This is a genomic window from Pseudomonas syringae (assembly GCF_001698815.1).
Lineage (GTDB): Bacteria > Pseudomonadota > Gammaproteobacteria > Pseudomonadales > Pseudomonadaceae > Aquipseudomonas > Aquipseudomonas syringae_A.
Window position 1 is genome coordinate 1 of sequence record NZ_LGSI01000051.1, and the last position, 25,475, is coordinate 25,475.

At 56.7% G+C, this 25,475-nt stretch carries 13 protein-coding genes and 1 pseudogene; 6 read left to right on the forward strand and 8 right to left on the reverse strand.

Annotated features, from left to right (window positions below; all coding sequences use genetic code 11):
- Positions 1-206 (forward strand): annotated as a pseudogene (locus AFK24_RS31405) (IS110 family transposase); the annotation flags it as partial.
- 50 nt (positions 207-256) lie between these two features.
- Entirely contained in the window at positions 257-562 is a 306-nt protein-coding gene (locus AFK24_RS17350) for a ribbon-helix-helix domain-containing protein (RefSeq protein WP_065834395.1), read from the forward strand.
- 207 nt (positions 563-769) lie between these two features.
- Here the strand turns inward: AFK24_RS17350 and AFK24_RS17355 are convergent, their stop codons facing one another.
- The 5 genes from AFK24_RS17355 to AFK24_RS17375 all read right to left on the reverse strand — a co-directional run bounded on the left by AFK24_RS17355 (position 770) and on the right by AFK24_RS17375 (position 17,470).
- Complete coding sequence (locus tag AFK24_RS17355) at positions 770-3,448, reverse strand: RHS repeat domain-containing protein (protein ID WP_065834396.1); 2,679 nt, start codon at positions 3,446-3,448, stop codon at positions 770-772.
- The gene (locus AFK24_RS17360; protein WP_065834397.1) at positions 3,445-7,773 is read right to left on the reverse strand and encodes a SpvB/TcaC N-terminal domain-containing protein; all 4,329 of its coding nucleotides are present in this window, start codon (positions 7,771-7,773) and stop codon (positions 3,445-3,447) included. Before AFK24_RS17360 ends, AFK24_RS17355 begins: the two co-directional genes overlap by 4 nt.
- A 19-nt stretch (positions 7,774-7,792) precedes the next feature.
- Positions 7,793-12,547, reverse strand: coding sequence for a neuraminidase-like domain-containing protein (locus AFK24_RS17365; protein ID WP_065834398.1), 4,755 nt, complete (start codon positions 12,545-12,547; stop codon positions 7,793-7,795).
- 42 nt (positions 12,548-12,589) lie between these two features.
- The gene (locus AFK24_RS17370; RefSeq protein WP_065834399.1) at positions 12,590-15,622 is read right to left on the reverse strand and encodes a Tc toxin subunit A; all 3,033 of its coding nucleotides are present in this window, start codon (positions 15,620-15,622) and stop codon (positions 12,590-12,592) included.
- A gap of 324 nt (positions 15,623-15,946) precedes the next feature.
- Positions 15,947-17,470: a fumarate hydratase gene (locus tag AFK24_RS17375; protein WP_065834400.1), complete on the reverse strand. Its 1,524-nt coding sequence runs from the start codon at positions 17,468-17,470 to the stop codon at positions 15,947-15,949.
- 433 nt (positions 17,471-17,903) lie between these two features.
- Between AFK24_RS17375 and AFK24_RS17385 the strand changes: the two genes are divergently transcribed.
- The gene (locus AFK24_RS17385) at positions 17,904-18,965 is read left to right on the forward strand and encodes a GGDEF domain-containing protein (RefSeq protein ID WP_065834402.1); all 1,062 of its coding nucleotides are present in this window, start codon (positions 17,904-17,906) and stop codon (positions 18,963-18,965) included.
- Positions 18,958-19,896, forward strand: a complete 939-nt coding sequence (locus AFK24_RS17390) for an iron-sulfur-binding ferredoxin reductase (protein WP_065834403.1) — start codon at positions 18,958-18,960, stop codon at positions 19,894-19,896. Before AFK24_RS17385 ends, AFK24_RS17390 begins: the two co-directional genes overlap by 8 nt.
- Positions 19,897-19,935: 39 nt before the next feature.
- On the opposite strand, the gene AFK24_RS17395 is transcribed toward AFK24_RS17390, so the two are convergent.
- The gene (locus AFK24_RS17395; protein ID WP_065834404.1) at positions 19,936-21,207 is read right to left on the reverse strand and encodes a delta-60 repeat domain-containing protein; all 1,272 of its coding nucleotides are present in this window, start codon (positions 21,205-21,207) and stop codon (positions 19,936-19,938) included.
- A 257-nt stretch (positions 21,208-21,464) separates the two neighbouring features.
- Entirely contained in the window at positions 21,465-22,916 is a 1,452-nt protein-coding gene (gene pyk / locus AFK24_RS17400) for a pyruvate kinase (protein WP_065834405.1), read from the reverse strand.
- A 176-nt stretch (positions 22,917-23,092) separates the two neighbouring features.
- Between pyk and AFK24_RS17405 the strand changes: the two genes are divergently transcribed.
- Both AFK24_RS17405 and AFK24_RS17410 read left to right on the forward strand, forming a co-directional pair.
- Positions 23,093-23,467 carry a hypothetical protein gene (locus AFK24_RS17405; protein WP_065834406.1) on the forward strand — a complete coding sequence of 125 codons (375 nt, stop codon included), beginning with the start codon at positions 23,093-23,095 and terminating at the stop codon, positions 23,465-23,467.
- Positions 23,468-23,723: 256 nt separating this feature from the next.
- Positions 23,724-24,083, forward strand: a complete 360-nt coding sequence (locus AFK24_RS17410) for a PilZ domain-containing protein (protein ID WP_065834407.1) — start codon at positions 23,724-23,726, stop codon at positions 24,081-24,083.
- Positions 24,084-24,138: 55 nt separating this feature from the next.
- Here the strand turns inward: AFK24_RS17410 and AFK24_RS17415 are convergent, their stop codons facing one another.
- Positions 24,139-25,470, reverse strand: coding sequence for a DUF58 domain-containing protein (locus tag AFK24_RS17415; RefSeq protein WP_065834599.1), 1,332 nt, complete (start codon positions 25,468-25,470; stop codon positions 24,139-24,141).
- Between the last annotated feature and the right edge of the window lie 5 nt (positions 25,471-25,475).

Genomic DNA, 25,475 nt, shown 5'->3' on the forward strand with positions numbered 1-25,475 from the left:
GGCGGCTGGCACACAACGCGGCAATGGCGGCTTGTCGATCGCCCGCTTGGAGGCCGTACTACGAGTCTTATCTGGCCAGGGGGCTCGCCAAAACCCAAGCCTTGGTCATCCTCGCCCGCAAGCTTTGCCGGGTGGCATTCGCCCTGATGAAAAACCAGAGCGAATATCAACCTAATTTAAGGTTGCAGGGTTTCCCTGCAACATAGAATCTCCCACATTATCTCGCTCAATTCGAGGCCGCAGAAGGGTAACCGCCATGTGCGAACTTTACGTCAAAGCCGATCCCATACTCTACGAGTCCCGTTCACGTTCTTTGCGCATCTGTGGCGTGGTCACGACATTGCGCCTGGAAAACCAGTTCTGGGATATCCTCGCCGAGATTGCACAACACGATGGCATCACGACCAATCAACTGATTACCAAACTGTATGAAGAGGTCATGGATTTTCGCGGAGAGGTGGTGAACTTTGCGTCCTTTTTAAGAGTAAGTTGTACGCGGTATCTGGCGCAGGACAGACGGGTTGCTCCGGATCTGAAAATTGTTCGAACTGTTGTAACTTGACGGTGGCGTTGGCCTAGGTCTTCCAAAATTCGTCGCTGATTTTGCAGCGCCGTAAAGGCTAAAGAACTGAATGCCGAGGCGCAAGAGGTCAGGGTTTCTTCTCAAGTGAAAGGGAGAGGCGTTATTATTAATGCACTGTGGCATGACGAAGCTCGTTACTGTACCCAATTGCTTAGCTTTTAAAAGCTCTGATACATCATCTAAAAATTAGTGAATGGCTGAATGAAGGCTAGAAGTTTTTTTAGGCTGTACGCTGATGACAAAATCAGCAAACGGAAAGTCCGGATCACCTTGCCGGTCTACCCATACTGCCTCTAAGTCGAAGTCGTCCAACACGCGTTGGGTTCGTTTGCCATTAGGAGTGCTGTCTAAAAAAACTCGCATCATCTCCGGTGTTTTGGTGGTGAGTGCTGAGGTTAGCTGCAATGTCTGGTCGTTGACAACAAAGCTATTTTTAATTGCAGAGGGTAATATTCCGTTAAAGCCCATTTTGTCTGCTATGGCTTTAGCTTGGAAGCGAACGACGTCGTTGGCATGATAGTCGCGGCTTTGGCTCCTTTTGAAGTTGGAGCGGAAAATCCATTCTTCTGGTTTGTAGGTGTTGTAAAATTTATCGGTTTTATTCCAGTGTGTTGACGTTATGTCGTAGGGCGCTTCACTTTGATTGCCGTTGTGGCTGAACATCGTACTAACGATTAGAGATCCCATGTCAGACTTTCTACCTGCCTCAATTAGCCGTTGATCAAGGTTGGGGGAAAAATAACTTTTGAGTTTTGGTGTATGTGCTGGCCCTAGGAGTTCTTCAGGGTCACCCCATAAGGCCCCGGGTCTGGCATCTAGTGTTTCACGTGTTGGGCCACTCAAGGAACTGCGTCTGTGCTCCCGTAAGGTGCTGTAAGGTGTGCTACGTACTGATTGTGATACGGTCCGTGAAGCAGACGCGCGCTTGCGTGTAAGTCCCCGTGTATCAATATTGGTTATCGGGTTTGAAGATGCGAACGCAAAAAAATTCAACCCATCCACATCCCCCGCCGGATCGGGATTAATCCACCTGTACACCCACGGCGCGTAATACCGGAAACCGTAGTAATAAAGCCCGCTGGCATCGCGCTCCTTGCCCGAATAGCGGACGGTTTTGTATTTCGCCTCAACTGCACTGCGCGCCGCCCACCAGGATGTGCCGCCAAATGGGTAATAACTTTCCTGGCTGAGCAATTGACCGAGATGATCCAGTTCCAGGGTGCTTGACCCCAAGTGGTCGGAGAGGCTGTAGCGAAGCTGATCGTTAGCAATGCCATCGGGTTTGCCTGTCTGCCAATGCAATACCCGAACGCTGTTGCGGCCGGCCTGTGCGGTGATTACGTGAAGGATTTCGCCGTCGGCCGTGGTACGGATTTCCAGCCCCGGCAGATAGCGCACTTCATTGAGCAGAGTGCGGCTGGAGGTTTGGGCGCTGCTGATCTTGCGGCAACGCTGGCCTTGGCCGTCGTAGACATAACGCTCAGTGTCATCAGGTTCTTCGTCACGCTGTACGGTGGTGATGTGCTGTAACTGATTGCGTGCATCCCAGCTCAAGTTCTGCCCGCGCACCAGTTGTAGCAAATTGCCGTTGGCATCAAAACCGGCTTCGAAATCCACCTCGACTTCACCTTCGGGCAGGCTGCGATTGCTGTCCGGGGCGACGCGCATGTGGCGGGTGAAGGTTTGCGCGCCGACGTGGCGCATCTGCACAAGATTACCGCCAGCATCGTAGTTGTAAGTTTGGGTGTAGTTGGCGATCTGATCAGGATCAGGCGGCAGGTTTTGCAAATCGGGCAAAGCAGGGCCGTGGCTGCTGCCGGTGATGACTTCCCGGCCAGTGGCTTCTATCAGTTGATACAGGGTGTCGTAGCGATAGTGATTGATGGGCTCGATACGCTGGTTGGCAAAAAATCGCACGGGCTGGGCGCCATCTTCGATTTGCAGGATATTGCCGACCGGGTCGTAGCTGTATTTCAGGTGTTGCATAGGCGAGTTGTCAGCCAAAGCTGCGTGCAGTTCATTCAGGCGGCCATCCTGCGGATCATAAACGTTCCGGCTGATGACGCCGTTGCCCGCGCGTTCCTGCTCTACCTGACCGAAGGCGTTGTAGAGGATTTCATCAACCAGCATCGCCGACTGGTTATTTCCTGCCAAAACGAGCGAAACCGACTTCAGTTCACCGGCCACGGTTTGCTCAAAGTGCCGAATATTGCCCGTTGCATCGGTTTGACTGAGGGTTTCACCCAATGCGTTAAAAACCCATCGGGTTTTCAGGCTGTCAGGCTCCAGCAGCACATCCCGTTCAGGCATCGACTCCGGCCAGTCCGGCATGTCCAGGCTATTCAGGAACTGTCGGACTTCCACGAGCGGCGACCCAAGCAAACCGAAATCCGTGCAATGACGGGTGCCCGCCGTATCGTCATGGCGAATCAGTTGATTGCATTGGTTGTGGTCGAACGCCTCCGGTCCGCCATAGGCAAAGCGCTCCACCACTCGATCCTGTTCGGTGATCGCCACAGACCGCAGTAGTTCGTCATAGTCGATCTGCCGCTGGCTGCCGCGACTGTCCCAGCCAGCGACGACCTGACCCGCTGCGCCCGGCAGGGCCAGCCGCCAACCGGCATCGACGCTATCGTTGAACAACACCTGGCTGCTCAGGCTGTAAATCGTCCGCAGATTTGGCGATGTCAGACGGGGGTCCTGCGCTGCGATCAGGCGTCCGGCCGCGTCGAATCTTTGGTGGGTTGCACGTGGCAGCGCGATGCTATCGGCATCGTTGCGATACAGGGCCACCCGTTGCAGGACCAACGTTCGACCGTCAATGACCGTAATCATCGGCGTCTGAGCGTGGAGCATCTGGCTCATGGCTTCAGCTCATCCAGCTTTGCTGCCAGTATTTCTTCGGCTGTATCGTTCTCATCCTCGCTGATGGTGTACCAGGTCCGATAGGTCTGACGCCGCATCCAGCCCTTGGCGGTCAGCGTGATGGTCGGGCGACCCAGCGGGTCATAGAACTGCCGGTCGAAGTAGCCATGTTCGCGCAACGACTCGTCTTTGACGTAGACATGGCTGTTGGCGAAATACGGGCGATAGACCCGCACCACCAAGCCTTTGTTGTTGTATTCCACCCGCTCGCTGACCCGCCAGCGAGGGGAGGCATGCACGATCTTCGGCTGGCCACCCTCCAGCTCGATGTTGCCGCCCTGATCGACCGCATAGGCGTCACCGTCCTCGACTTTCTGGCGGGTTTGCAGCGTACGTCCGAAACCGTCCACGGAAACCAGGCTGAGGCGAATCTGTCTCGTTGGGTCACCCGGATAGCGGTCGGCCTGCAAGGCTGCGCTGGCAAACGGGATGGTTCCGGGATCGAAGGTAAGATTGGCGTCGTAGTAATAAACGCTAGCCCATTCTCGTAACGCCCCGGCTGGATTCCGGACAGCCTCGGTTGTCCCGCCCCACAGGCGTACCTCAGGATTGAGCGGAGCAAAACCCACATCCTGGCCCAGTTCAGTGCCATAAAAGCTGGTCGCCCACAACCTGCCGAACGCATCGTAGTCGGCCTCCTGGGTATTGTGATTGGGGTCGACGATCTGTCTCGGTTGCAGAACGCGATAGTCGTAGCTGGCGGTGGTGATGCAACCCACCGGATCGGTGGCCTTGATTACGAAGAGGCTGTAGGGGTCATATTCGACGGTGGTCCAGCCATGACTGCGGGTTGGCCTGAAGGTCGTGATGCGATAGAAACCTTCAAGCCCGGCATAGGTGGCAAAGCTGCGCTTGACCGACCAAAGGTTCAAACCATCGTCCGGCAGGAAGCTGGGCATTTGCTGATAGCCCACTTCCGTCAGCCGGGCGACCAATTGCTCCGTATTCATGACCCGCTCGTAGGCGCTGAGGGCATGGTCATCGAGCTCTGCGCTCTCACCGGCGTCGGCCAACGCCTGAAAGGTTGCCTCGCCATCGCCACAATCGATGTAGCGTTGTACTGACAGGCTGGTGAGGGTGCGAGGCAACGCGGCGAACGCTCCTTCTGCATCGGTGAACTGCTCATAGCTGACCTGCGCGGGCGCAAGTGTGCTGGCCGCAACCACCATGGCGTTGCTGCGGACACGATAAGGCAGGCCGAGTCGCCAGCTTTGCGGATGATCCAGATGGATGGCTTCGGCCCGGGCCTCGTTCAGGTAGAAAAACTGTTGCGCATCGTCATGGGACGCCTGCCACCATTGTTGCTGGTAGGGATCTTCGAAAGGAGGTGCGTCGCCCGGTTGCTTGCGCCGCGCATAATTCACCGTCACGCCGTAGGTCAGGGCGCCGTAAAGATCCCAGGCCAGGTTCAGGGTGTGTTCACACAGGGGATCATCGAGCTGGTCCACCTCGTATTGATAGGCAATAGTCTGCAGAGGCAGCGGCATCATCAACGCGTAAGGCTGATGCGTGCTCAGCGGCTGAAGCTGGCGGACCCGATAGCGATGCACCTGCACCGAATACAGCACGCTGGGCTGCTGATCCTTATCCAGACCGAACACCTCCGTGCGCAGGGGCGAGCCGCTAAGCGCACGAGCCATTTCCTGTCGGGTAGCGTCGTCAGGATCCTCGACAGGCCGGTCATGCCCGGTGTCCGGGTCGTAAACTGACAGCAGATGCTCACCCAGCGGCACTGCCTGCGTATCGCTGGTGTCATAGTCGTCGTGAGTGGCCTCGGGGTAGCGCCCGGTATGAAACCAGGTCTTGCTCAGCACGGAGGCGGTAAAACCGTCTTCGGGCTGCGCTGGTGTCTCGGTGTCGGTTTGCAGCACCAAGCCGAAGCCGCGGAACTCACGTTCCCGTGGATCATAAAAGCCCTGTCGATACTTGAAGAGCTGGGCCAGGAGGTTCCCGGTAACGACATCCTGCTGGGTCTGCCTGACCACGACATGGATGGGAAAGGGCAGGTAAGAGACAGCGATCTTGGCTGCTGCTCGCAATTCCTGCTTTTCATCCAGCCATTCCTGGGCTGAGCTGCGATACGTCACCGCGCCTGCCGCACCCATGTTGTTGTTCGTGGATTTCAACAGATAGGGTTTGTGTAAGGTTCCCAAACGGTTGGCCGCGTAATGCAGCGTCCAGTGACGAGGCTTCATGTGTGGAACGGTCAGCACCAGGCTGGAAAATCCAAGGCCTTGCAAGTCAACGGCGCTGACCTGGCAAAAACGGTCATAGCGCACCCCTTCAGGCCAGGCTTGCTCCAATGGCGGTGCGAAGGCATTTCCGCCTTCATTCATGAAGATCCGGATGCAGCCCGGTTCGAGGTAAAGCAGATCGCTGGCCCCGGAGCCGTCCATGTCGGCCAGCCGAACCCGGCTTGAATCGAACGCCTCATAGCTGAACGGCAAGCTGGCGAACAACTGGCCCTTGCCGAATCGTCCACGTCCCAGATTCGGCCAGAACCTGACCTCATTGTGTCGAATGCGGATGAGATGCTGTTGCCCGGTTCCCAGCAGATCACTGAATGCCACCAGCTCATTTGGGCTATCGCTGAGCAAAGGCAGCCGGTCGTCGTCATGGGGAACATCGATTGGCCCTGAGAAACCTTCAGCGCGCCGATTGGCATAGAGACGAACACTGCGCGGTCCTATCAAGGCCAGATCGGACAGCCCGCCACCGACCAGATCGGCGATTTGTCCTGAAGGGTGAAAAAACTCCGCCGGAAAGGCTGAAAACGGCGCGAAGCCCGACCAGCTATGGTCGGGGTTAAGCGTGAAAAACCCTGCCATGCCGGGTTGTGCGACCATCCATTCCAGACGCCCGTCGCCCGTCAAGTCTGTCAGTGCCTGTCGCACCGGTGTGCCTGAGTCGGCTGTCGGAATGCTCGGCAATTCCTGCCAGGGACCGTAGGCGACGGCATCCGCGCCGCCTGATTCAGCCCGTATTGGCTCCCGATACAGCCAACTCTTGTCGTTTTGATACAACACCCCGGGCAAGCCATCGCCGTACAAGTCGACCATTTGGTAACGCTGACCGTCGTTCAGTCCCGCCAAGGATTCCAATGGGGTGTAGATGCCGCTGTCGCTATTGAATTCGCTGTAGTCGAATTTCAGCGCCGGTCGCTGATCGAGTTTTTGCATGGCTGTACCGTCCCAGGCCTGGGCATGCGCCGCGGCGAGGAGGTTGTATTTGAGAGCGGTCCCGCGATACTCCAGCAGCAGACGCTGGACCAGCAACGGCGCGTCCCCCGTTTCGTCCGGAAAATAATGAAACATCAGTACCTGCCGACACAGGCGCAGATTGCCCAGTTCAAAACCGTAGGCAAAACTCGAATGCGGGTCGCTGCGCACCGGCCATGGGTTCTGCTCCACATAGGTTGGTTTCGCCGTTTGCCCGGTGCTGCGCTCGCCATAGTCAAACAGCAGGTCGAAGTGCCATTGCAGGCTTTCCAGCGAGTCTTCGTCCCACAGGTACAGCAGCGGATGCGCCAGGGCATTGCCATAACGAACCCGCCATAAGTAGCACTGGGCGATAAAGTCCCGGGGATGATCTTCAGGCAAGCCAACTTCGTCCTCGGCTTTGTATTCGTAGAGGATGTGTTCGCCGACGGCATTCATGCTTTCTTCCAACAGCCATTCGGCGACATGGTTGGAATCGGCCGGGTCGGTGCTGCGTGACGAAGGTTTCTTGCCGTAGAAGTGCAGGCTGCCGTCAGCGCCGTGAATCAGCCAGAAGCCTGGATCAATCGGGTCGATACGCCAGTGCTCGATTCGGTCGAATGCGCCTTCGATCCTCGCGAAATAGCGAACCACTTGATAGGTTGCGCCCAGATCGTGGCCGTTATAGCTGCTGACACTGGAAAACTGAAGGGTGCCATTTGCGTCGCGCTCGGGTAGCCAGACCTCGCCACTGGGACCGAGGATCACATCCTCATCGGTATAGGTTGGCACGCCCTTGCTGGCACGCCGCGCGACGCAGCCCAGGTTCAGGTTCCAGCCGATGCCAAACAAGCCATTGCCGATGGTGCTTTGATAGTTGAGCGCCAGCGCGGGCGCGTAACCTCGGCCGGGGCTGACGGGCAGGGCGATTTCCAGTGACGCTGCACCGCTGCTGCCGACCGCGCCCCAGCCCTTGCCGATGCTTTGAATCGCTCCGCCGCCCTTGGGCAGCGAAGGGGTCGCGACTGCCGGCTGCGATGTTGGTTGTGATGGTGCTTGAGCATCCATGGCTTTGGCTCTCCTTCGATCAACTGCTCTTCGCGGTGTAGCGCACGTGGACGATGATGTCGGTGATCGAGGCAATCATCTCCTCTTGCCCGGCGCTGAAGGTCAGCGCCCAGCGGGAAATTGCCCCGGTTCCTTCAAAGGGCAGGTAACGCTCATCATCGAAGTTGAAAACGAACAGGCCGTCGTCATCGACACCCGTCGAAACGGCGATCTGCTGGCTGGCGCGCATGTTTTCCTTGAGCGGACCTTCCGGCCCGTTCATCTGCACCGCGCTATAAGTTTGCGTCAGGGTTGCGCGGATATCCTGATAAGGGCCGACGGTAACCGGCAGCGAAACGCTGATGCGCTTGACGCGCCGCAGGTAGTGGCCAGGGTAATCGGCGTCGAGCATGGTCCGGGTGATTTCGAATTCGGCGATGCCTTCTTCCGCCAGCCGCGCAACGACAACGTCCCAGCCCGGATTGATGCTGGGCTCCGTGTCGGTGAATACAGGCAACTGCTTTACCGAAACCGTCTTGACGATCTCCAGCTTGCGGTCGTGGCGCGCCAGATAAGCCGCGTCCATGCGCAGCAGATTCAGTTTCAGCGCTTCGCCAGCAGTCAGGCCGCGCCAGGCATCTTTCCAGGCGGCGGGTTGAATGAAAGTCGTCGAGTAATCGGCAATTTCGTATTGCCAGCAGGCTTGTGCAGCCAGGCACAGGGAAAACGTAGCGTCGTAGGCCTGATAGTAGAACGTCGAGAACTGGCCGTTGAGCCATTGGTAAAGCTGGCTGTTGGTGAAGCGTTTGTTGAGGAACGCATGCACCGTTTCGGCCTGTTTTTTAGCTTCCTGGGCCTGACGCAGTTGCAACGCAGTGACACGCGTCTGCGCATCATGAACAGCAAGCTGCGCGGTGATATGTTCTGATTCCAGTCGGGCTTGATCGCGAGCGTTTTCCCATTCCTGGAGGCGGCGGCGGTATATTTCCGAGCGCTCTAGGGCGTCGCCAATCGCTCCATGCAGCGTGGCATTGGCATAGGCTGCAACGGCTACCACTTCCGGCATACCCTCAAAGCGGGATCCGCCGACCGCTCCACCTGCAGCTGCGCCATTGGACGTCCCGCCGATGGCTCCTGCGTGGAACCCGCCGTGGTTAGGTAGCACTTTCAAAGCCGAGGCAAGGGCATTGGCTGTAGCGCCCACGCCGTCTGAAATCCTTGCGATCAAATGCTCTCTGTTTGCCGAGGTTTCGCCCTTACTGACGTTTTCCTCCGCCAGCCTGCCGTAAAAACCTGCCCGCGCATCGGTCACCACCTGGCTGGCTTGCAGTGCCTTGCGCGCTTCAGTTTCGACTTTCTGGGCCTCAAGCTGCAAATCGATGGCGTATTGGGCGAACTCCCAGACCTGCTGTTGTTGCAGCTCCATCAATTGCCCTTGTTCCTTACGTTCGATGATCGACAGCAAGGTACTGCCGAACTGGATCAGGTTATCCACTGCGGTGCTGGCCCGGGCGAACATCACGGCATAGCGGTAATGAGGGATTTCCTGAGCCAGCAGGCTGCCCGCGCCACCTTCCGTGGCGCCATTGGCGTAGGCCGCGAGCAAGGCGCGCGGGTCCAGCGGCGCGGCAAACAGCGGCAACGACAACGGTTTGCCGTCCAGGGTCAGGTTGTGGCGCAGGTTGTACAGCCGCGATTCGAGCATGTCCCAGTATTTGGTCAACTCTGCGTTCATGGGGGTGATGAAGTGCGCATTGTCTTCCTCGGCCAGCGTCGGGTCGCTGGCGAAGGTGCTCAGCCGCAACAATGACGTGTGACTGTTGGCTGGCTCGGTGCTGCGTAGCTGCTGTTCCTGCTCGATCAGCTGCATTTCAAACTCGCGTAATCCCGGGTTGGTCGACTCGGCCAGTTCCGCCAGCGCAATCGGTGCCCACTGGCTGGTGAGCATCACATCGGGCCGTGGCCCAAGCAGGTCGAGGATGCGCACGTACCACAGCTTGGCTTCGCCAAGGCTGTCTGGCGTCAGTTGTCGATAGGCCATGTCGCCCCGGTCGACCAGGTTTTTGATGTAATGGAAGTACACAGCCTTCTGATATTTGATCGGGTCGCTGGCCGCTATGCCGTCCGGGTCGATGGGCGCGCGCATGAAATAATCCGGGTCCGGCAACTCGGTCAGCGGCCGCACGTTCCAATAGGCCGGCGCCGAGTCATGGGCTTTGCGCCCCGGATCAAAAATGAACCCCAGCCAGAATTCGGCATCCTTGAAGCGCTGCTCAAGGTTCAGGCGGTGGGAAATCATGAACGGCAAGTGCAGAAACAGTTCCCAGAAGTACAGGCCGTTGGCGCCTTTGAAGTCCATCTCGGTGGGTTCGGTTTCATCGCCGATGGGGGGTTCCTGGAGTTGTTGGGTGTTCCAGGACAATAGGGCCTCCAGGGCGATATTGGCTTTGTTGATCAGTTCGCGGGCGAACAGGGTGTTCATGCGGATGGGTTTACGTTTCTCGGTAGTGGACCCGTCCGAGAAACTTATGTTGGATCCGGAAAAATCAATGTATTCAGCAATGCCCAGATTAGCGTCGACTTTGGTATTTATTTTGGGTGAAACGATATCGGACACCACGCTGTCTTGAAAGTGAAGCTCGAATTGAGTCAGCTTTAGAGCTTTGCCTATGACGGTGTTGTCTGATCGAATTTCGACGCCATGGAGGATAAAGTAGCGCGTACTGAGGTCAGCGTTGGGGATATAGCTATGGGCAAGAGAAAGGTCGTCTTTGTTGTAGGTGAGTTGACCTGTAAGCGGGCTGGGCGCAATCAGCTGAGGCAGTGGTTGGGACTGTGAAAGGGGTAATAGTGTTGTGGTTGTTGCTTTGTTCATGTCGTAGGGTAATAGGATTTGTTGACTGTATTTATGTGTTTCTAATGGGGTCGATGTTGCTGTGACCGTCATGCTGTAGGGGTAGCTCGGAATTTCGGTTTTGGGATACATAGATCCACTGTCAGTATAGATTTCGTGCCTTCTAATTAAGTCTGCAAACTCTTTGTTGAGTGTTTTTAGGGCGATGCTATATTGAGTGTGCGGTTCCCAGTTTTCGGGGAAAGTTAAATCGTCCATGCCGCTGTCAGAGATTAAGTAATGAATGATTGGGGTGTGTGCAGCGAAGCTGGCGGCGGGGGGGCGGGTCGGCATGCTGGATATGAGAAGATACGAGCCCTCGGCAAGTGTGATGTATGGGTTTGCTGAGGCGTCCCTCACTGGGATTAAATGGAAGGTTAAGTCGACATTGTTGGTGGCCCAGATGCGTATGTCATAGGTTGAGTCTGTACTATTTTGTATATTATTATGAATGCCCGTTCTAATCTCAATGGTGGACCGCTCACGATTAAGTGTAATAGCGCTATTGTTTTCGCTGATGTCCAGAATATTTTCCTGAAGGTTTCTATAGTTGTAATCGTCGCTTTCAGGGTGTGGAGCGGTCGTGATGATATTTTGAATGGTCATGGTTTTAGTTTGGCTCGGAAACCAAGTGAATTGCAGGTTGTTTTTGTTTTTTATGGCGAATGTCCAGCAGATGCTTTGGACGCGAAGGTCGTCCTGCATGGCTGAATTGTTCGCGCCTTCTATTTTATGGTCGCTCGGATAAAGGGGAGAGATATTAAAGTTTTTGTCGATGTAGGTCGTGGCAAGGAATGCATAGTTTGCTTTGGTCGGGTTCGCTTCATCCGGAACAGATTGCTCTCCTGCATACATACCAATAAATAGCGATTCCGGTGAACTGGATACATCAAATGCCACGATTGTATTTAGCTCTTTGTGGAGATCCATCGCAGTGCCAGCCAGGATGACATTTTTATGGGTTGTCACATCCATATAAATTTGCGGGGCACTCCACGAATCGTCATATTTTTTATAGGACAGGTTGAAAACCAGTTTTACTTGTTCGGTATTCACCACTTCAGGTGCTTCAGCCGAACCGGTGATCGTCGGTTCGCCTGCGACATGGATCAAATCAACCCAGCTCATAAACAACCGATTATTGAAAAACACCGGGCGAATGGTTCGCTCCAGGGTATTGGCATTAACCCCGATTTCTGCCCGCTTCCAGTCCGACCAGGCGCCGGGTGTCGGGTTGTCATATTTGGGGCCTTCAGTGCCGGCTTTATAAGCCCGTTCATTCATGTCCACCATGCGCCAGTAATAAATACTCTCGGCGCGAGATTTGCCAATAAAGTAATACTTGCCCTCGGCAAAGCGGTCGCTGTCGATATAGCCGTTGATCACGGTCAGGTTCGCCACTTCTTCGAAACTGGCCAGATAAGACTTAACCGCTTCCTGGGTGGTGTCGATATTAATTTTGTTCTGATTGATATCGTTTTCCAGCTGTGCAAAATAGCCGGATTTTTTCAGGCGCAAGGCCGGGGAAATGAAGGTTTCCGGATACAACGCCAATTGCATGTTGGCGGCCCAGATCGGGTATTGGCTGCTGCGGTCACGCCATTCGACGAAGCGCGCTTCGGTAGGTTGCAACAGGTCATAACCCGGCTCCATGCCCATCAACGCGCCGTTGATGTATTGCTGGACACTGGCGATGGCCGAGGCCACGTAACTGGTTTCAACGTCGTGGGTCACCTGATTGTCGATGAGGAAAAACTCATACAAGTCATTGGCGGTTTTCAGGCGCTGGTGCAGACCGAGGCCTATTAATAAAGGTGAATTGGGTACAACTTCTCCCAGGTAATAGGCGACCAAGGCATCACGAAAGGACTCGTTGAGCTGGCTTTCGATGGAGCGGGACATGATTGAAGCCTCCATGGCAGGTGAAATGAGCAAGTCTGGCGTTTAGCGGCTGGCCGCCATGACGGCTTCGCCGACTTTCTTCCAGTTTTCAGGCGTACTTGCGTTGGTCAGGTTCGTGGCAGCGAGAATCTGTTCCGCCGCCAGGCCGGTCAGCACGCTGGTGCTGTGCATCCGCTTGATCCAGTCCACTTCATGCATGGACGTGGCGACGCCAGCGTGGGCGGTCAGGAACGCGCTCGCAGTGAGTACTTCAGACGCGGTCCAGCTGGTGAGCGGGGCCAGCGAGGCCGCGCATTGTTGCGCCTGCTCGGTGGTTTTGGCTGTTTCCAGACCGTTTGCCCGGCTTAGATAACTGAGCAGGGCCGTTTCGGGGTGTCCGCTGCTATCACGCCAGTCGCGGTAGCGATCCAGCAGGAAGAAGCTGCCCAGCGACAGATCCAGCGGGGCGTTGAAACTGGCGTGCAGCCATTGCGGGTAAACCAGGAAAGTGCGCAATGCCTGAGCGCTCAACCCCAGTTGTTGATTGGCCTCGGCATATCGCACAAGCGTCATCAAGGTTTCGATCACGACCTTGCCGCTGTCCGTCAGCGGCAGGCTCAGTTCAGCGTCGGCAGTGGCGCTCAACACCTCGCCCAAAAAGATGCCAACGCTGCTACCCGCCCAGCGCATGACCGTTTCGCAACGGTCCAGAGGTAATCCTGCGTTGGTTTGCAGCAGACCTTCAATCAGTCGGTTTTGGGTGATGTAGCCCTTGAGGATGAACTCAAGCAGTCGGGTCATTAGCTCGGTTTTTACCGAATCATCCAGCGCGATGGGTTCAAGTTGGGTAGCGAGTACGGCAGTGAAGGTCGAGGGCAGGTCGTCCACCAGGGTTAATGCCTGGGAAATGACCAGGCCGTTTGCATCAGTCAGGGGCACAAGTACGGCGCCTGACCAATCGATGGCAGCCTCGTTATCGTCTTGAGCTGGCAGATTCAATGCTTCAAGTTTCGGTGCATTCAGCGCTGCATCGCGCGCGTCTTTCGCCAGGTGGTTGAGCTGATCTATCAAGCTCTGGGGTGTGGGAGCTTCCGTACTGTCCACGCCCAGAAGAAGTCGCAGGGCCGAAATATCGCGTCCGGTGTCCTTGAGCCAGGTCACGGCCCAGTCCATTTGCATCAGGATGTCGAGGATGTCCGTATGGCCTGCGTGTATGCGGCCGGTCACGATTTTTTTCCGGTACGCCTCGCCGTCCAGCAGGTCAATCAGCGCTCGACTGTCTTTGCCGGCCAGATCGAACATTGAGGCGATGCGGGTCTGGCGATATAACGAGGACATCATGCTCAAGTTGCTTTTGAGGTCCCCTGGGGTATCACCGATAAGATCGCGGGTATCGATTGCCAACGGCCACAAATCGTCTTGCGTCAGGGGCAACTGCAGGCCGGCGCATAACTGGGCAAGGGTTCGGGCAGCAGCGCTATTTGGGTTGGACAGATAAAGGGTGGATCCATCGAGCACCATGGGCGTCTCGAACAGTGACGGGTTATTGAACACCTGGTCGAACATCGGACGGCGTCCGCCGTTGGCATAAGCGCCTAAAGCATGGATAAACGCAGCAAACTCTTCCGGCTCAAGCGTGTAACGACCGCGCAGGTAACGATAAACCCCCAATGCTCGCAATACGTTGGTCGTCAATACTGCTTCAAGGTTATCAGCGCCTTCCGAGCGAATGACCGCCAAGATCAGCGTATCCAGTTCGGCAAAGGGTATGTCCATCCAGCGTTGCAGGCGGATCATGCGTTGCAGGCGGTCGAAGCGGTCCACGCTGGTATTGAGTAGTCTGGCGTCGCCGTTGGGATCTTTACTGATCTCCAGCGAGGCTTGTTCAGTCGGGCCGTTGACGTAGCAGGCGCCATATTGGGCAGATAAGGCTTCCCGGCTTTCCTTAGTCCCGTTAACGTTCTGGCCTGCCGCCAGAATGTTGGGCGATGGATACGGGGCGTGATTATGCACAGCCAGCAGGGCCTCGACTGCATCACTGTGCAGGCCGGTTTTCTCGATGAATATCTTCAGTGTATCCAGAGAGTTGGGCACTCCAGGGATGTAGTCGATACCGTAGCTGGATTTGAAGAAGCGTATGACGCTGCTCAGATCTTCATCCGCTGCAAGCGAGCCGTTCAGTTTGCCCACGTCGGCGGGTGGTAGAACCGGCAGGGCAGGCGCCATCAGAATCGCCTGTTGCTCGGGCCCCAACCCGCTCATCATCATCTGAGCTACGGTGCTGTTTTGTTGTACCGCACCATACGCGTCGGTCCCGGCAGAGGTTGCAGGTAACTCAAGGCTCACTCGGTAATTCAGTTCCCCCAGCACCGGTTTCTTACCACTGAGGCCCAAGGTGATTTGTTGGTGGTGGAAGTTATAAGGGAACTGAAAGGGGTGCTGTTTCTCCGTCATCAATTGATAGAGAGTTTTGTCTTTATCCTCGTCAACGGTGTCGACATAGGCTTCGATGGCCTTGCTCAATACCTGGTTGACGATCTGGAGCGTGGGCACCGGGTTGAAGGTGCTTTGCTGATCGATCAGAAGACCTTTTAAGTCGGGGCGGCGGTCTTCAAGGTGGATGCGATTTGTTTCTGCTGAACTGCCTTCCAGTTCTTGCGTGGCAAATCTGTACAGGGAGGTGAGGTAAGCCGCGGGTGAGTCCTTGGCTTCAATCGCACCCACTTTGCAAAACAGGTCCCAATTCTCTTTGAACAGGTTAGGAAAGCTGGGGCCGATATCGACCAATGAGCGCACACCTGTGCGTAGAGTCAGATTTTGCGTGCGCCCGGATGAAACGAGCTGGTTGCGATACAACCGTACGATTTGGGTTGCATAACAACGGGCATTCTCATAGGCCAGTTCACCGTTGGCATCACTCAGCCTGTACAGGTCACGCACGAAAGCAGGTTTGGAGCGACGCACGATATCGAAAACTGAAGTGATACCCAGCGCCTGCATGGCGTCGACGAATGCCAGCTTGCCGTTTGTGCGTTCGGCTGTCGTTGTTTCGATCTTCGCCAGGTTTCGTAATAAGGAAAAAGGTTGGTCGGCCATGTCAGTGCTCCCTGCACGTGTGACGACAGCCTTTTCCAGGAATGTGGTGGTGTCTACCTGTCAGAAGTGACAGTGGCAACGAATTGGAGAAATTTATCGATAAAAATCAGGCGCTTGCCATCTCGATCTTTTATGGAACGATTGGCGATTAAAAGTTGTTTCGTTATTGGGAAGACTATCGCCCGGTTGACGGCGCTTGATGAGGGGCGTGATGCAAGGAAGGTGCGATGGGGTGCCGGTTTGACTGCGGTAACCTGGGCGGCGGAAGTATCGAACAGTGAGCCTGGCTTCTTGGCCAGGCTTACTGCGTAATAGTGCGGTTACTTACTGCACTTCAACCGCCAGACTCTCACTGATCTTTTTCTGCCAGATCTGTGGGCCAGTGATGTGCACGGACTCACCGTTGCTGTCCACGGCGACCGTGACCGGCATGTCCTTGACTTCGAACTCGTAGATCGCTTCCATGCCCAGTTCGGCAAAGGCCACGACGCGGGACTTCTTGATGGCCTGCGCCACCAGATAAGCCGCTCCGCCAACGGCCATCAGGTACACGGCCTTGTAGTCCTTGATCGCTTCGATTGCGGTTGGGCCGCGCTCGGATTTGCCGATCATGCCCAGCAAGCCGGTCTGATCGAGGATCTGCCGGGTGAATTTGTCCATCCGCGTTGCGGTGGTCGGTCCAGCCGGGCCAACCACTTCTTCGCGTACCGGATCAACCGGGCCGACGTAGTAGATGAAGCGGCCTTTGAGATCGACCGGCAGGGTTTCGCCCTTGTTGAGCATTTCGACCATGCGTTTGTGCGCAGCATCACGACCGGTGAGCATCTTGCCGTTGAGCAACACGGTTTCGCCCGGCTTCCAGCTCTGCACGTCTTCAGGCGTCAGCGTGTCGAGGTCGACGCGGCGCGCCGACGGGCCGGCTTCCCAGACGATTTCCGGGTAGGCGTCCAGCGGCGGTGCTTCCTGAGCGACCGGGCCACTGCCATCCAGCACGAAATGCGTGTGCCGGGTGGCGGCGCAGTTGGGGATCATGCACACCGGCAACGAAGCGGCGTGGGTCGGGTAATCCATGATCTTCACGTCGAGCACGGTGGTCAGGCCGCCAAGGCCTTGAGCGCCGATGCCCAGCTGGTTGACCTTCTCGAACAGTTCCAGGCGCATTTCTTCAATACGATTGGACGGGCCGCGCAGTTTCAGCTCGTGAATGTCGATGGATTCCATCAACACTTCCTTGGCCATCACCGCAGCCTTCTCGGCAGTGCCGCCGATGCCGATGCCGAGCATGCCCGGCGGGCACCAGCCGGCGCCCATGGTCGGTACGGTTTTCAATACCCAGTCGACGATTGAGTCGGACGGGTTGAGCATCGCCATCTTCGATTTGTTTTCCGAACCGCCGCCCTTGGCCGCGACGTCCACTTCCACGGTGTTACCCGGGACGATGGAGTAATGGATAACGGCGGGGGTGTTGTCCTTGGTGTTCTTGCGGGCACCGGCCGGGTCGGCCAGGATCGAGGCGCGCAGGATGTTTTCCGGCAGATTGTAGGCGCGGCGCACGCCTTCGTTGATCATGTCGTCCAGGCTCATGGTGGCGCCATCCCAGCGCACGTTCATACCCACGCGAACGAACACGGTGACGATGCCGGTGTCCTGGCAGATCGGGCGATGACCTGTCGCGCACATGCGCGAGTTGATCAGGATCTGAGCCATGGAGTCGCGGGCAGCAGGCGACTCTTCACGCAGATACGCTTCGTGCATGGCCTGAATGAAATCTACCGGGTGGTAGTAGGAAATGAATTGCAGGGCATCGGCGACACTTTGAATCAGGTCGTCTTGCTTGATCACGGTCATGGGGCGCGCTCCTCTGTTGGGACGGGAACATTCAAATGTGTGCCGAATACTACAAAACGCGGCTGTTGTATCAGCGTTGTTACGGCTGCTTCGGCTGGCGCAAAAAGGCGCGGCAGTATAACCCGCTGGTTGCGCAGGTCCATCCATCGGTTAACAAGAGTCTATTGCCATACTGTGGGCTTGTCTTGGCGTCAGCAGGCCTGCAGGCTGCAAGCGAAACGCTTCGCAGTCACCGGTTTTAGGGGCTTTGGGCTGATTTGTGCCGGTTGCAATTGAACATATTTGAACGTATTTAACTTTACAGCTAGTCAACTTTTAGATCCAAGGCTAAGGTTTGGGCTTGGTGCGACTATGGGAAGGAATCCTTTTGAGCACAACGAGCGGGAGAGTCATCTCTCCAACCACGCAGTCCCTCTTTTTAAAACGTTTTGGGATGGCCGCAGCGACCTATCTGATCGTCATGTCGCTTACCTGGCTGGCGATCTATGCTGGAGAGCTTCATCAGCCGCTTCACGTAGCGATCATAGGCAGTGCTTTGGTGGTGTTGAGTCAGTTTGCACTGCTGGGGGTTTTTCTCAGTCGGTTCAATCAGCGTTTTAAAGATGCAAGCCTGACCGAGTTTCAGGTACTGCTGGCCTTGGGTTGGCTGACCTGGCTGATTTCCTATCTGGACACCGCCCGAGGCGCGTTTTTGATTCTGTACGCCCCCATTCTGCTGTTCGGGTTGTTTCAGCTGACGCCAATTGTGTTTGCGCGCTGTGCGGTGCTGGTGCTGGCCAGCTTCTGTGCCATCAACGGCTGGGAGTTTTCCCAGGGGCAGATGGCCCACCCGGCCACCGCGCTGCTGCAATTGAGTGCCTTGTTCGTCATGCTGCTCTGGCTTAGCCTTTTTGCCAGTTACGTTCACACCCAACGAATGCGCATGCGCCAGCGTCGGTATGCCTTGCAGGCGCATCAGGACACCTTGCGCGGCATGATGCTGCAACTCGAAGAACTGGCCGCGACTGACGAGCTGACCAACCTGTACAATCGTCGTCACTTTTTGCGCATGGCCTCTCGGGAGCTTGCTCTGCTTGATGGCTATGCATTACACGGGCTGGCCCTGATCGATCTTGACCATTTCAAACGCATTAATGACAGCTACGGTCATGCCGCAGGTGACCAGGTGCTGCAGGCCTTCGCCGCCCATGCCGAAGATTGCCTGCGAGACACTGATGTGCTGGCGCGCTATGGCGGAGAAGAATTCGTGCTGCTGATCCCTCACTGCACCGAGCAACAACTGATCGACTGCTGCGAGCGCGTGCGCGAGGCATTTGCGCGGGTTCAGCTCAATGATTTGCCCGATGCGGGCCTGAGTTTGTCTATCGGCATGACCCTGCTGCGCTGGGGCGATAACCTTGACGACGGCCTGCATCGCGCGGATCAGGCGTTGTATCTGGCCAAGCGCAGTGGCCGTAACCGCTGCGTGGCGGCCTGGGAATCCGTTGATGCCTGAGTTGCGCGTCGGCGACCAGCAGTGGGCGGTCGCAGCGGGCAGCAATCTGCTCGATGCCCTCAATCAGGCCGGAATGCGCGTTCCCTATAGCTGTCGGGCGGGCAGTTGCCATGCCTGTCTGGTGCGATGCTGCGAAGGTGAACCACTGGATGCGCTTCCCGAAGCGCTGGATGCGGGCAAGCGTCAGCAAGGGTGGCGTCTGGCGTGTCAGTGTCGGGTCGTGGAAAACCTGACGGTCCAGGCTTTCGATCCACTGCGTGATGGGGTTCCTGCTCGCGTGGCGGGCTGTGACTGGCTCAGTCCGTCAGTATTGCGTTTGCGTCTGGAACCCGAGCGGCCTTTGCGCTATCGCGCGGGTCAGCATCTGGTGCTCTGGACGGCTTGCGGTGTGGCCCGGCCATACTCATTGGCGAGTGTGCCGGGCGAAGACCCTTTTCTGGAGTTCCACCTCGATTGCCACCAGTCAGGCGCGTTCATTGATGTCGCCCGGCAATTGAAGCCAGGCGATACCGTCGGCCTCGGCGAACTGCGCGGCGGGGCGTTGCAATACGATCCGGACTGGCAGGAACGACCGCTTTTGCTGCTGGCGGCAGGCACCGGGCTCGGGCCGTTGTGGGGTGTATTGCGCGAGGCTTTGCGGCAAGAGCATCAAGGGCCAATCCGCCTGATGCATCTGGCCCGTGACGACAGCGAACATTATCTGGCCAAGTCGCTTGCCGAGCTGGCGGCACAGCATTCCAGTCTGCGCGTACAACTGACAACGCCTGACGACTTGCCTGAAGCGCTGGCTGATTTACGCCTGCTGTCCCGGCGGACCATGGCCTTGGTATGCGGCAGCCCGGCCAGCGTCGAAGGGTTTTCCAAACGCTTGTATCTGGCAGGCTTGCCGCGCAATCAGGTGTTGGCAGATGTGTTTCTGGGGCGCGAATAAGCCCCGTTGAGCAGTTCGGGACTTGGTTGATGGCTGTTTTCAGTTCAAAAGGCGCATCACGACTGCTTCTTTAATGGGGCCGGGTAAACGCAATATGCAACAGATAAGCACGTTGCTCTCGTCTTGCACTATCAGGCGCGGTTCCTGGCCTGGATCGAGAAATACACACCCTTTGCCTCTGCCGAAGTTCTTGTCCAGTTGGCCCGTTTTCAGGTAACGGCCGACGATTACCCCTTGGTTGACGTAAGTTTCATCAAAAGTAATACCGGTCGTGAGAACCGTATTGGCAAGTGGCGACATCGCTGCCGAATACCATTCACTCCACACAGGTAAGTCAAGCTCGGTTATTTCACCATTGTTGAAAACCGGGTCCGGGCTGCCATCGGCCATTCTGCCAAAGGTAATGGCTGCTTGTTGTCCGCCCAATAGGCCGAGAGTGCCGACGCAGACAATGTTGCCACTTGCGTCGACAACCAGGTCATCCACTCTTAACACACGCCCCGCAGGCTCTACCCCAATAAAACCTGAGTCTTGCGAACCAAAGCTTCGATCTGGCCGGCCATCTGCGCCATAACGGGCCAACATCCCCAAGAACCGATTGTTTGCCAGTTGTGCCTGCCCGCACACAATGACTTCACCCGTGGCAGTGACCCTGAAAGAGCTCACGTGCGTAATCAACGTCTTGCCATGAGGGTAACGGACGGTCGCATAGCCTGTGCCATTAAAATTGGTATCCAGAACGCCGTCTGCCGTCAGACGAATCAACAGGCCGTAGTCGTCCAGGGAGTGACCGATGAGGATTTTACCGTCGGGGAGAATGACACTTTGGGTACTCGCACTGCCGCTGGTTTTGACGCGATGGTTGACAGCGACGTCAGTGGACTTGCCAGGCGGTGGAAAAACAAAGCTGCCACCTTCGCCGAACGTTGGATCAAAGTTCCCATCGGACAGCAGGCGGCTCGCCGCCGGTAAAATCTGGTCGCTGGCGATATGCGTACCGGTAACCAATAGTTTGCCGTCGTTCAGGCTATGGATGGATCTTCCTACTGACGGATAACCCAGAAACTGCCCTGTCAGCGCACCGCCGTTGCCAAAGGCAGTGTCAATTGCCCCATCTTCGGTCAGGCGACCAATGATAAAGCTGTTGGTATTCGTCGAACCGACGGCCAGTATTTTTCCGTCCGGGGTCAACGCCATGCCCCAGACCGAAACAAAGTTGCCGCCAGGAAAAGACAGGATCTTTTTTCCTCCGTCCCCGAAGCTGATATCGACATCACCCGGCGCAACTCTGTGCTCTGTGTTGATAACCATTTCATATCTCCTGATAGTTGAAAGCTTCCTTATCCTTAATCAGATCCCGGAGGAGCTTTCAAGGCATGCACGCCAAAGTTCATAGGCCTTACGAAATGAAAAAGGCTTCGTGGCAGTGCTGTAGGTACTCTGCACCCAAAACCTGCGATCAATAAGCTGTCAAAAGTGACAGGAGGCTAATGGCTATCTCTAACCGTCAGCTACAAAAAAGCCCCGACTCTCGCGAGCCGGGGCTTTGGGTGTTGCGTGTGCAGTCTTCAGACCAACGGGTCGCCAACGTGCAGCAGTTTCATGCCGTTGGTGCCGCCAATGGTGTGATAGCTGTCACCTTTGGTCAGGATCACCCAATCGCCTTGCTCGACCAGACCGCGTTTGAGCAGTTCGTCGACGGCGGCCTGGCTGACCTGGCCCGGTGGCAGGGCTGCCGGGTCGAAAGGCACGGTGTAGACGCCACGGAACATGGCGGCGCGGGCCTGGGTTTCGCGGTGCGGGGAGAACGCGTAGATCGGCACCGAGGAACGGATGCGCGACATGATCAGCGGCGTGTAGCCACTTTCGGTCAGCGCGATGATCGCTTTCACGTCCGGGAAGTGGTTGGCTGTGTACATGGCCGCCAGCGCGATGCTTTCGTCACAACGGGTGAATTTATGCCCGATGCGGTGGCTGGACGTCTTGCCGGTCGGGTGCTTTTCAGCGCCGACGCAGATGCGCGCCATGGCCTGTACAGCTTCGATCGGGTACGAGCCAGCGGCGCTTTCAGCGGACAGCATCACGGCGTCGGTGTAGTCGAGCACGGCGTTGGCCACGTCGGACACTTCGGCGCGCGTCGGCATCGGGCTGGAGATCATCGATTCCATCATTTGCGTGGCAACGATGACCGCCTTGTTATGGCGACGTGCGTGCAAGATGATTTTCTTCTGGATGCCGACCAGTTCCGCGTCGCCGATTTCCACACCCAGGTCGCCACGGGCAACCATGACGGCATCACTGGCGCGGATCAGGGCATCAAGCACTTCGTCGTTGGCTACGGCTTCAGCGCGTTCGATCTTCGCGACCAACCAGGCAGTACCGCCGGATTCGTCACGCAGCTTGCGGGCGTATTCCATGTCAGCGGCATCGCGCGGGAAGGAAACGGCCAGGTAATCCAGCTCCATTTCTGCCGCGAGCTTGATGTCCAGCTTGTCTTTTTCAGTCAGGGCCGGTGCCGTCAGGCCACCGCCGCGACGGTTGATGCCTTTGTGATCCGAGAGCGGACCACCGATCAGCACGGTGCAATGCAGCTCGTTGGCAGTCTGGGTATCGACGCGCATGACCACGCGTCCGTCGTCGAGCAACAGCTCGTCGCCAACGCCGCAATCCTTGACCAGGTCGGGGTAATCGATACCGACGATTTCCTGGGTGCCGTCCGTCAGCGGGTGAGCGGTGGAGAAGGTGAACTTGTCACCGACCTTCAGCTCGATTCGCTTGTTGGTGAACTTGGCGATACGAATTTTCGGACCTTGCAGATCCCCCAGCAGTGCGACGAAGCGCCCGTGCTTGGCAGCGATTTCGCGAATTAGCTTGGCGCGAGCCTTGTGCTCATCCGGGGTACCGTGGGAAAAGTTCAGGCGAGCAACGTCCAGACCCGAAAGGATCAGTTGTTCGATGATTTCCGGCGAGTTACTGGCAGGGCCAAGGGTGGCGACGATTTTGGTACGGCGTACGGTCATGCACAAACTCCTTAAATGAAGCGCAGCGAGAGGCTACTACTGTCTTGCTCTGTAGTCATTGTTCCTTTGCACTACCTCGATGCCGGTCGACAGGGCAATCAGTAGACAATCGGTTGTCTCAAGGCTTGAAGAAATCCGTGATCAGGTCGATACATTGCAGAGCACAGGAGAGTCCCATGCGAATCGTGATGATTTTAGTATTGATGGCTGCAATCAGCGGCTGCACCCGTTGGTCAATGAATTCCAATCTGAACAGCGCCTATCGTGCTTATGATCGCGGCGATTGTGAAAGCGTAATGCTCGACCTGTCCAAAGTTGATCGGCAGAGTCGGGCCCGGCGATACGTACAGCCGGAGGTTTCCATGCTGCGCGGACAGTGCCTTGAACGGCAGAAGCTGTTTGTCGATGCGGCCCAGACCTACCGCTTCATCATCAGCCAGTACCCCAATAACGAATACGCTTTTCGCGCCCAGGCGCGTCTGGATACACTGCAGCAGCTAGGGCATTACCCGGCTGGGGTGCAGGTCAAAACCTACCCTGCTTCACGATAGATACACCCGATTGGATGGGCGGTATCGCTTTCGGGTGGCCGATCGGCATGTTTGCGCTAGGCTCTTCGTAGTAGGCGTTCAAGTAGAGTGGTTAATGCTTGAGTGACGTGACTTCTGTGACTGCCGGTCAGTCATAGGCACGTTCCCTACGGATAACACCTTGAAGCATTTGCCCGCAGTCAGGCGCAGGTCAGGGAGGCAACACCATAAAGGCATTAGCGTGGCCATGCTAAATGGTCTATGACGGCGACTGACCATGTTAAAAGAACGACGAATCGAACGGCATCAACTGCCTTATTACCTGCAAGTGGTCAATCGGTACACGAAAAAGCCGATCGGTTGCCTGGGTAATGTTTCCGAACAAGGGCTGATGCTGATCAGCGATCTGCCGGTGCTGGTGGGCGCTGATTTCCATCTGTGTCTGGCGGTACCCGGTGAGCGAGGCCTTCAAAAGACCCTGGACGTTGTAGCGACTTGTCTTTGGTGTCATGAAGATGAAACCCCTGGGAGTTACGACTCGGGCTTCAAGGTGCAGGATGCACCGGATGAATACATTGAATTGATTGGTGCGCTGCGCCAGTACTTCAGTTTTTATCCGCTGGAAGCTTCAGCCTGAGACCCCACCAAACGAGCTGGCGTTCTTCGCCAGCTCGCACTATTTTGCTGTGCAATCACAGCGTCCCGGCTTTTTTCCAGCTTAAATAGCAGCTGACCAGTTCGGCCCCCAGTTGCCCCGGGCGTGAATCCAGGACCTGCACGCCGTGGGCGCTCAAGCGGTCAAGCAAGCCCGCCCGAGCATTCAGAAAGTCGACGGTTCCACAGTAGGTCAGCGCTTCTTCCAGCGTCTGGACCGGCGCTTGTCGCAAGTTATCCAGAACCTCCTCCCGCAAACTCACCACCAGAACCCGATGACGCTGACCCAGCTGTTTGACCGCTGTCAGTAATTCGTCGTCGTCTTCATCACGCAGATTGGTCATCAGTACCACCAGTGCCCGACGTTTTTGCCTGGCCAGTAACTGGCGCGCGGCAGCGCTGTAGTCGGCCGGCCGCTGGGTGCTGGCAAGGTCGTAGACGGTATTGAGCAGCACGTTCAGCTGGTCAGGGCCTTTGACGGGTGCCAGATGGCGGTTCTGCTCGCTTGCGAAAGTCGAGAAGCCCACGGCATCGCCCTGGCGCAGCGCGACATAACTGAGCAGCAAGGCGGCATTGAGGGCGTGATCGAAATGGGAGAGGTCACCATCCTGGCTGCGCATGCGGCGTCCGCAATCGAGCATGAACATGATCTGCTGGTCGCGCTCGTCCTGATATTCCCGGGCAATCGGCGTGCGCTGCCGAGCGGTGGCTTTCCAGTCGATCTGGCGCAAGCTGTCGCCTTCACGAAACTCGCGCAGCTGATTGAATTCCAGGCCCAACCCTCGGCGTTGCCGCTGGCGCACACCGAGCTGGCTGAGCCAGTTATCCACAGCCAGCAATTGTCCGCCATACAGGCGGGCGAAATCTGGATAGACCCGAGTCGTGCCTGGCAGCGTCAGGTAGCGACGCGCGGTCCAGAACCCCATCGGGCTGGGCAGACTGATCTCGCAGCGTTGAAAGTTGAACAGCCCGCGTTGCAAGGGACGCAGGCGATAACCGATCTGGCTGTTCGCGCCGGGTTGCAGCATCACGGACTGCGGCTGATGTTCGAAGTCCAGGCCAGCGGGAGGATGATCGAAAATAGCTATGGCCAAGGTTGAAGGGTAGCTGTGACTCAGGTCCAGGCGTACCTCGCCCCAACGGCCCAAGGCCAGACTGCCAGGCAGATGGCGTTGTACGTCCGGCGAAGGCAGGCGTTTCAGGCGCCAGGCATCCAGCAGCGTCAGCAGCAGCAAGGCCGCGAGCAAAGCCCAGCACAGCGTGCCGATTTCCTGGGGCATGTCGAGATTCAATGCCGAAAGAATCCCCAGCACCACTGCTACGGCTGACAGACCTGCCAGCCAGTACAGTAAGGTGACAGACGGTTTCAGCATCT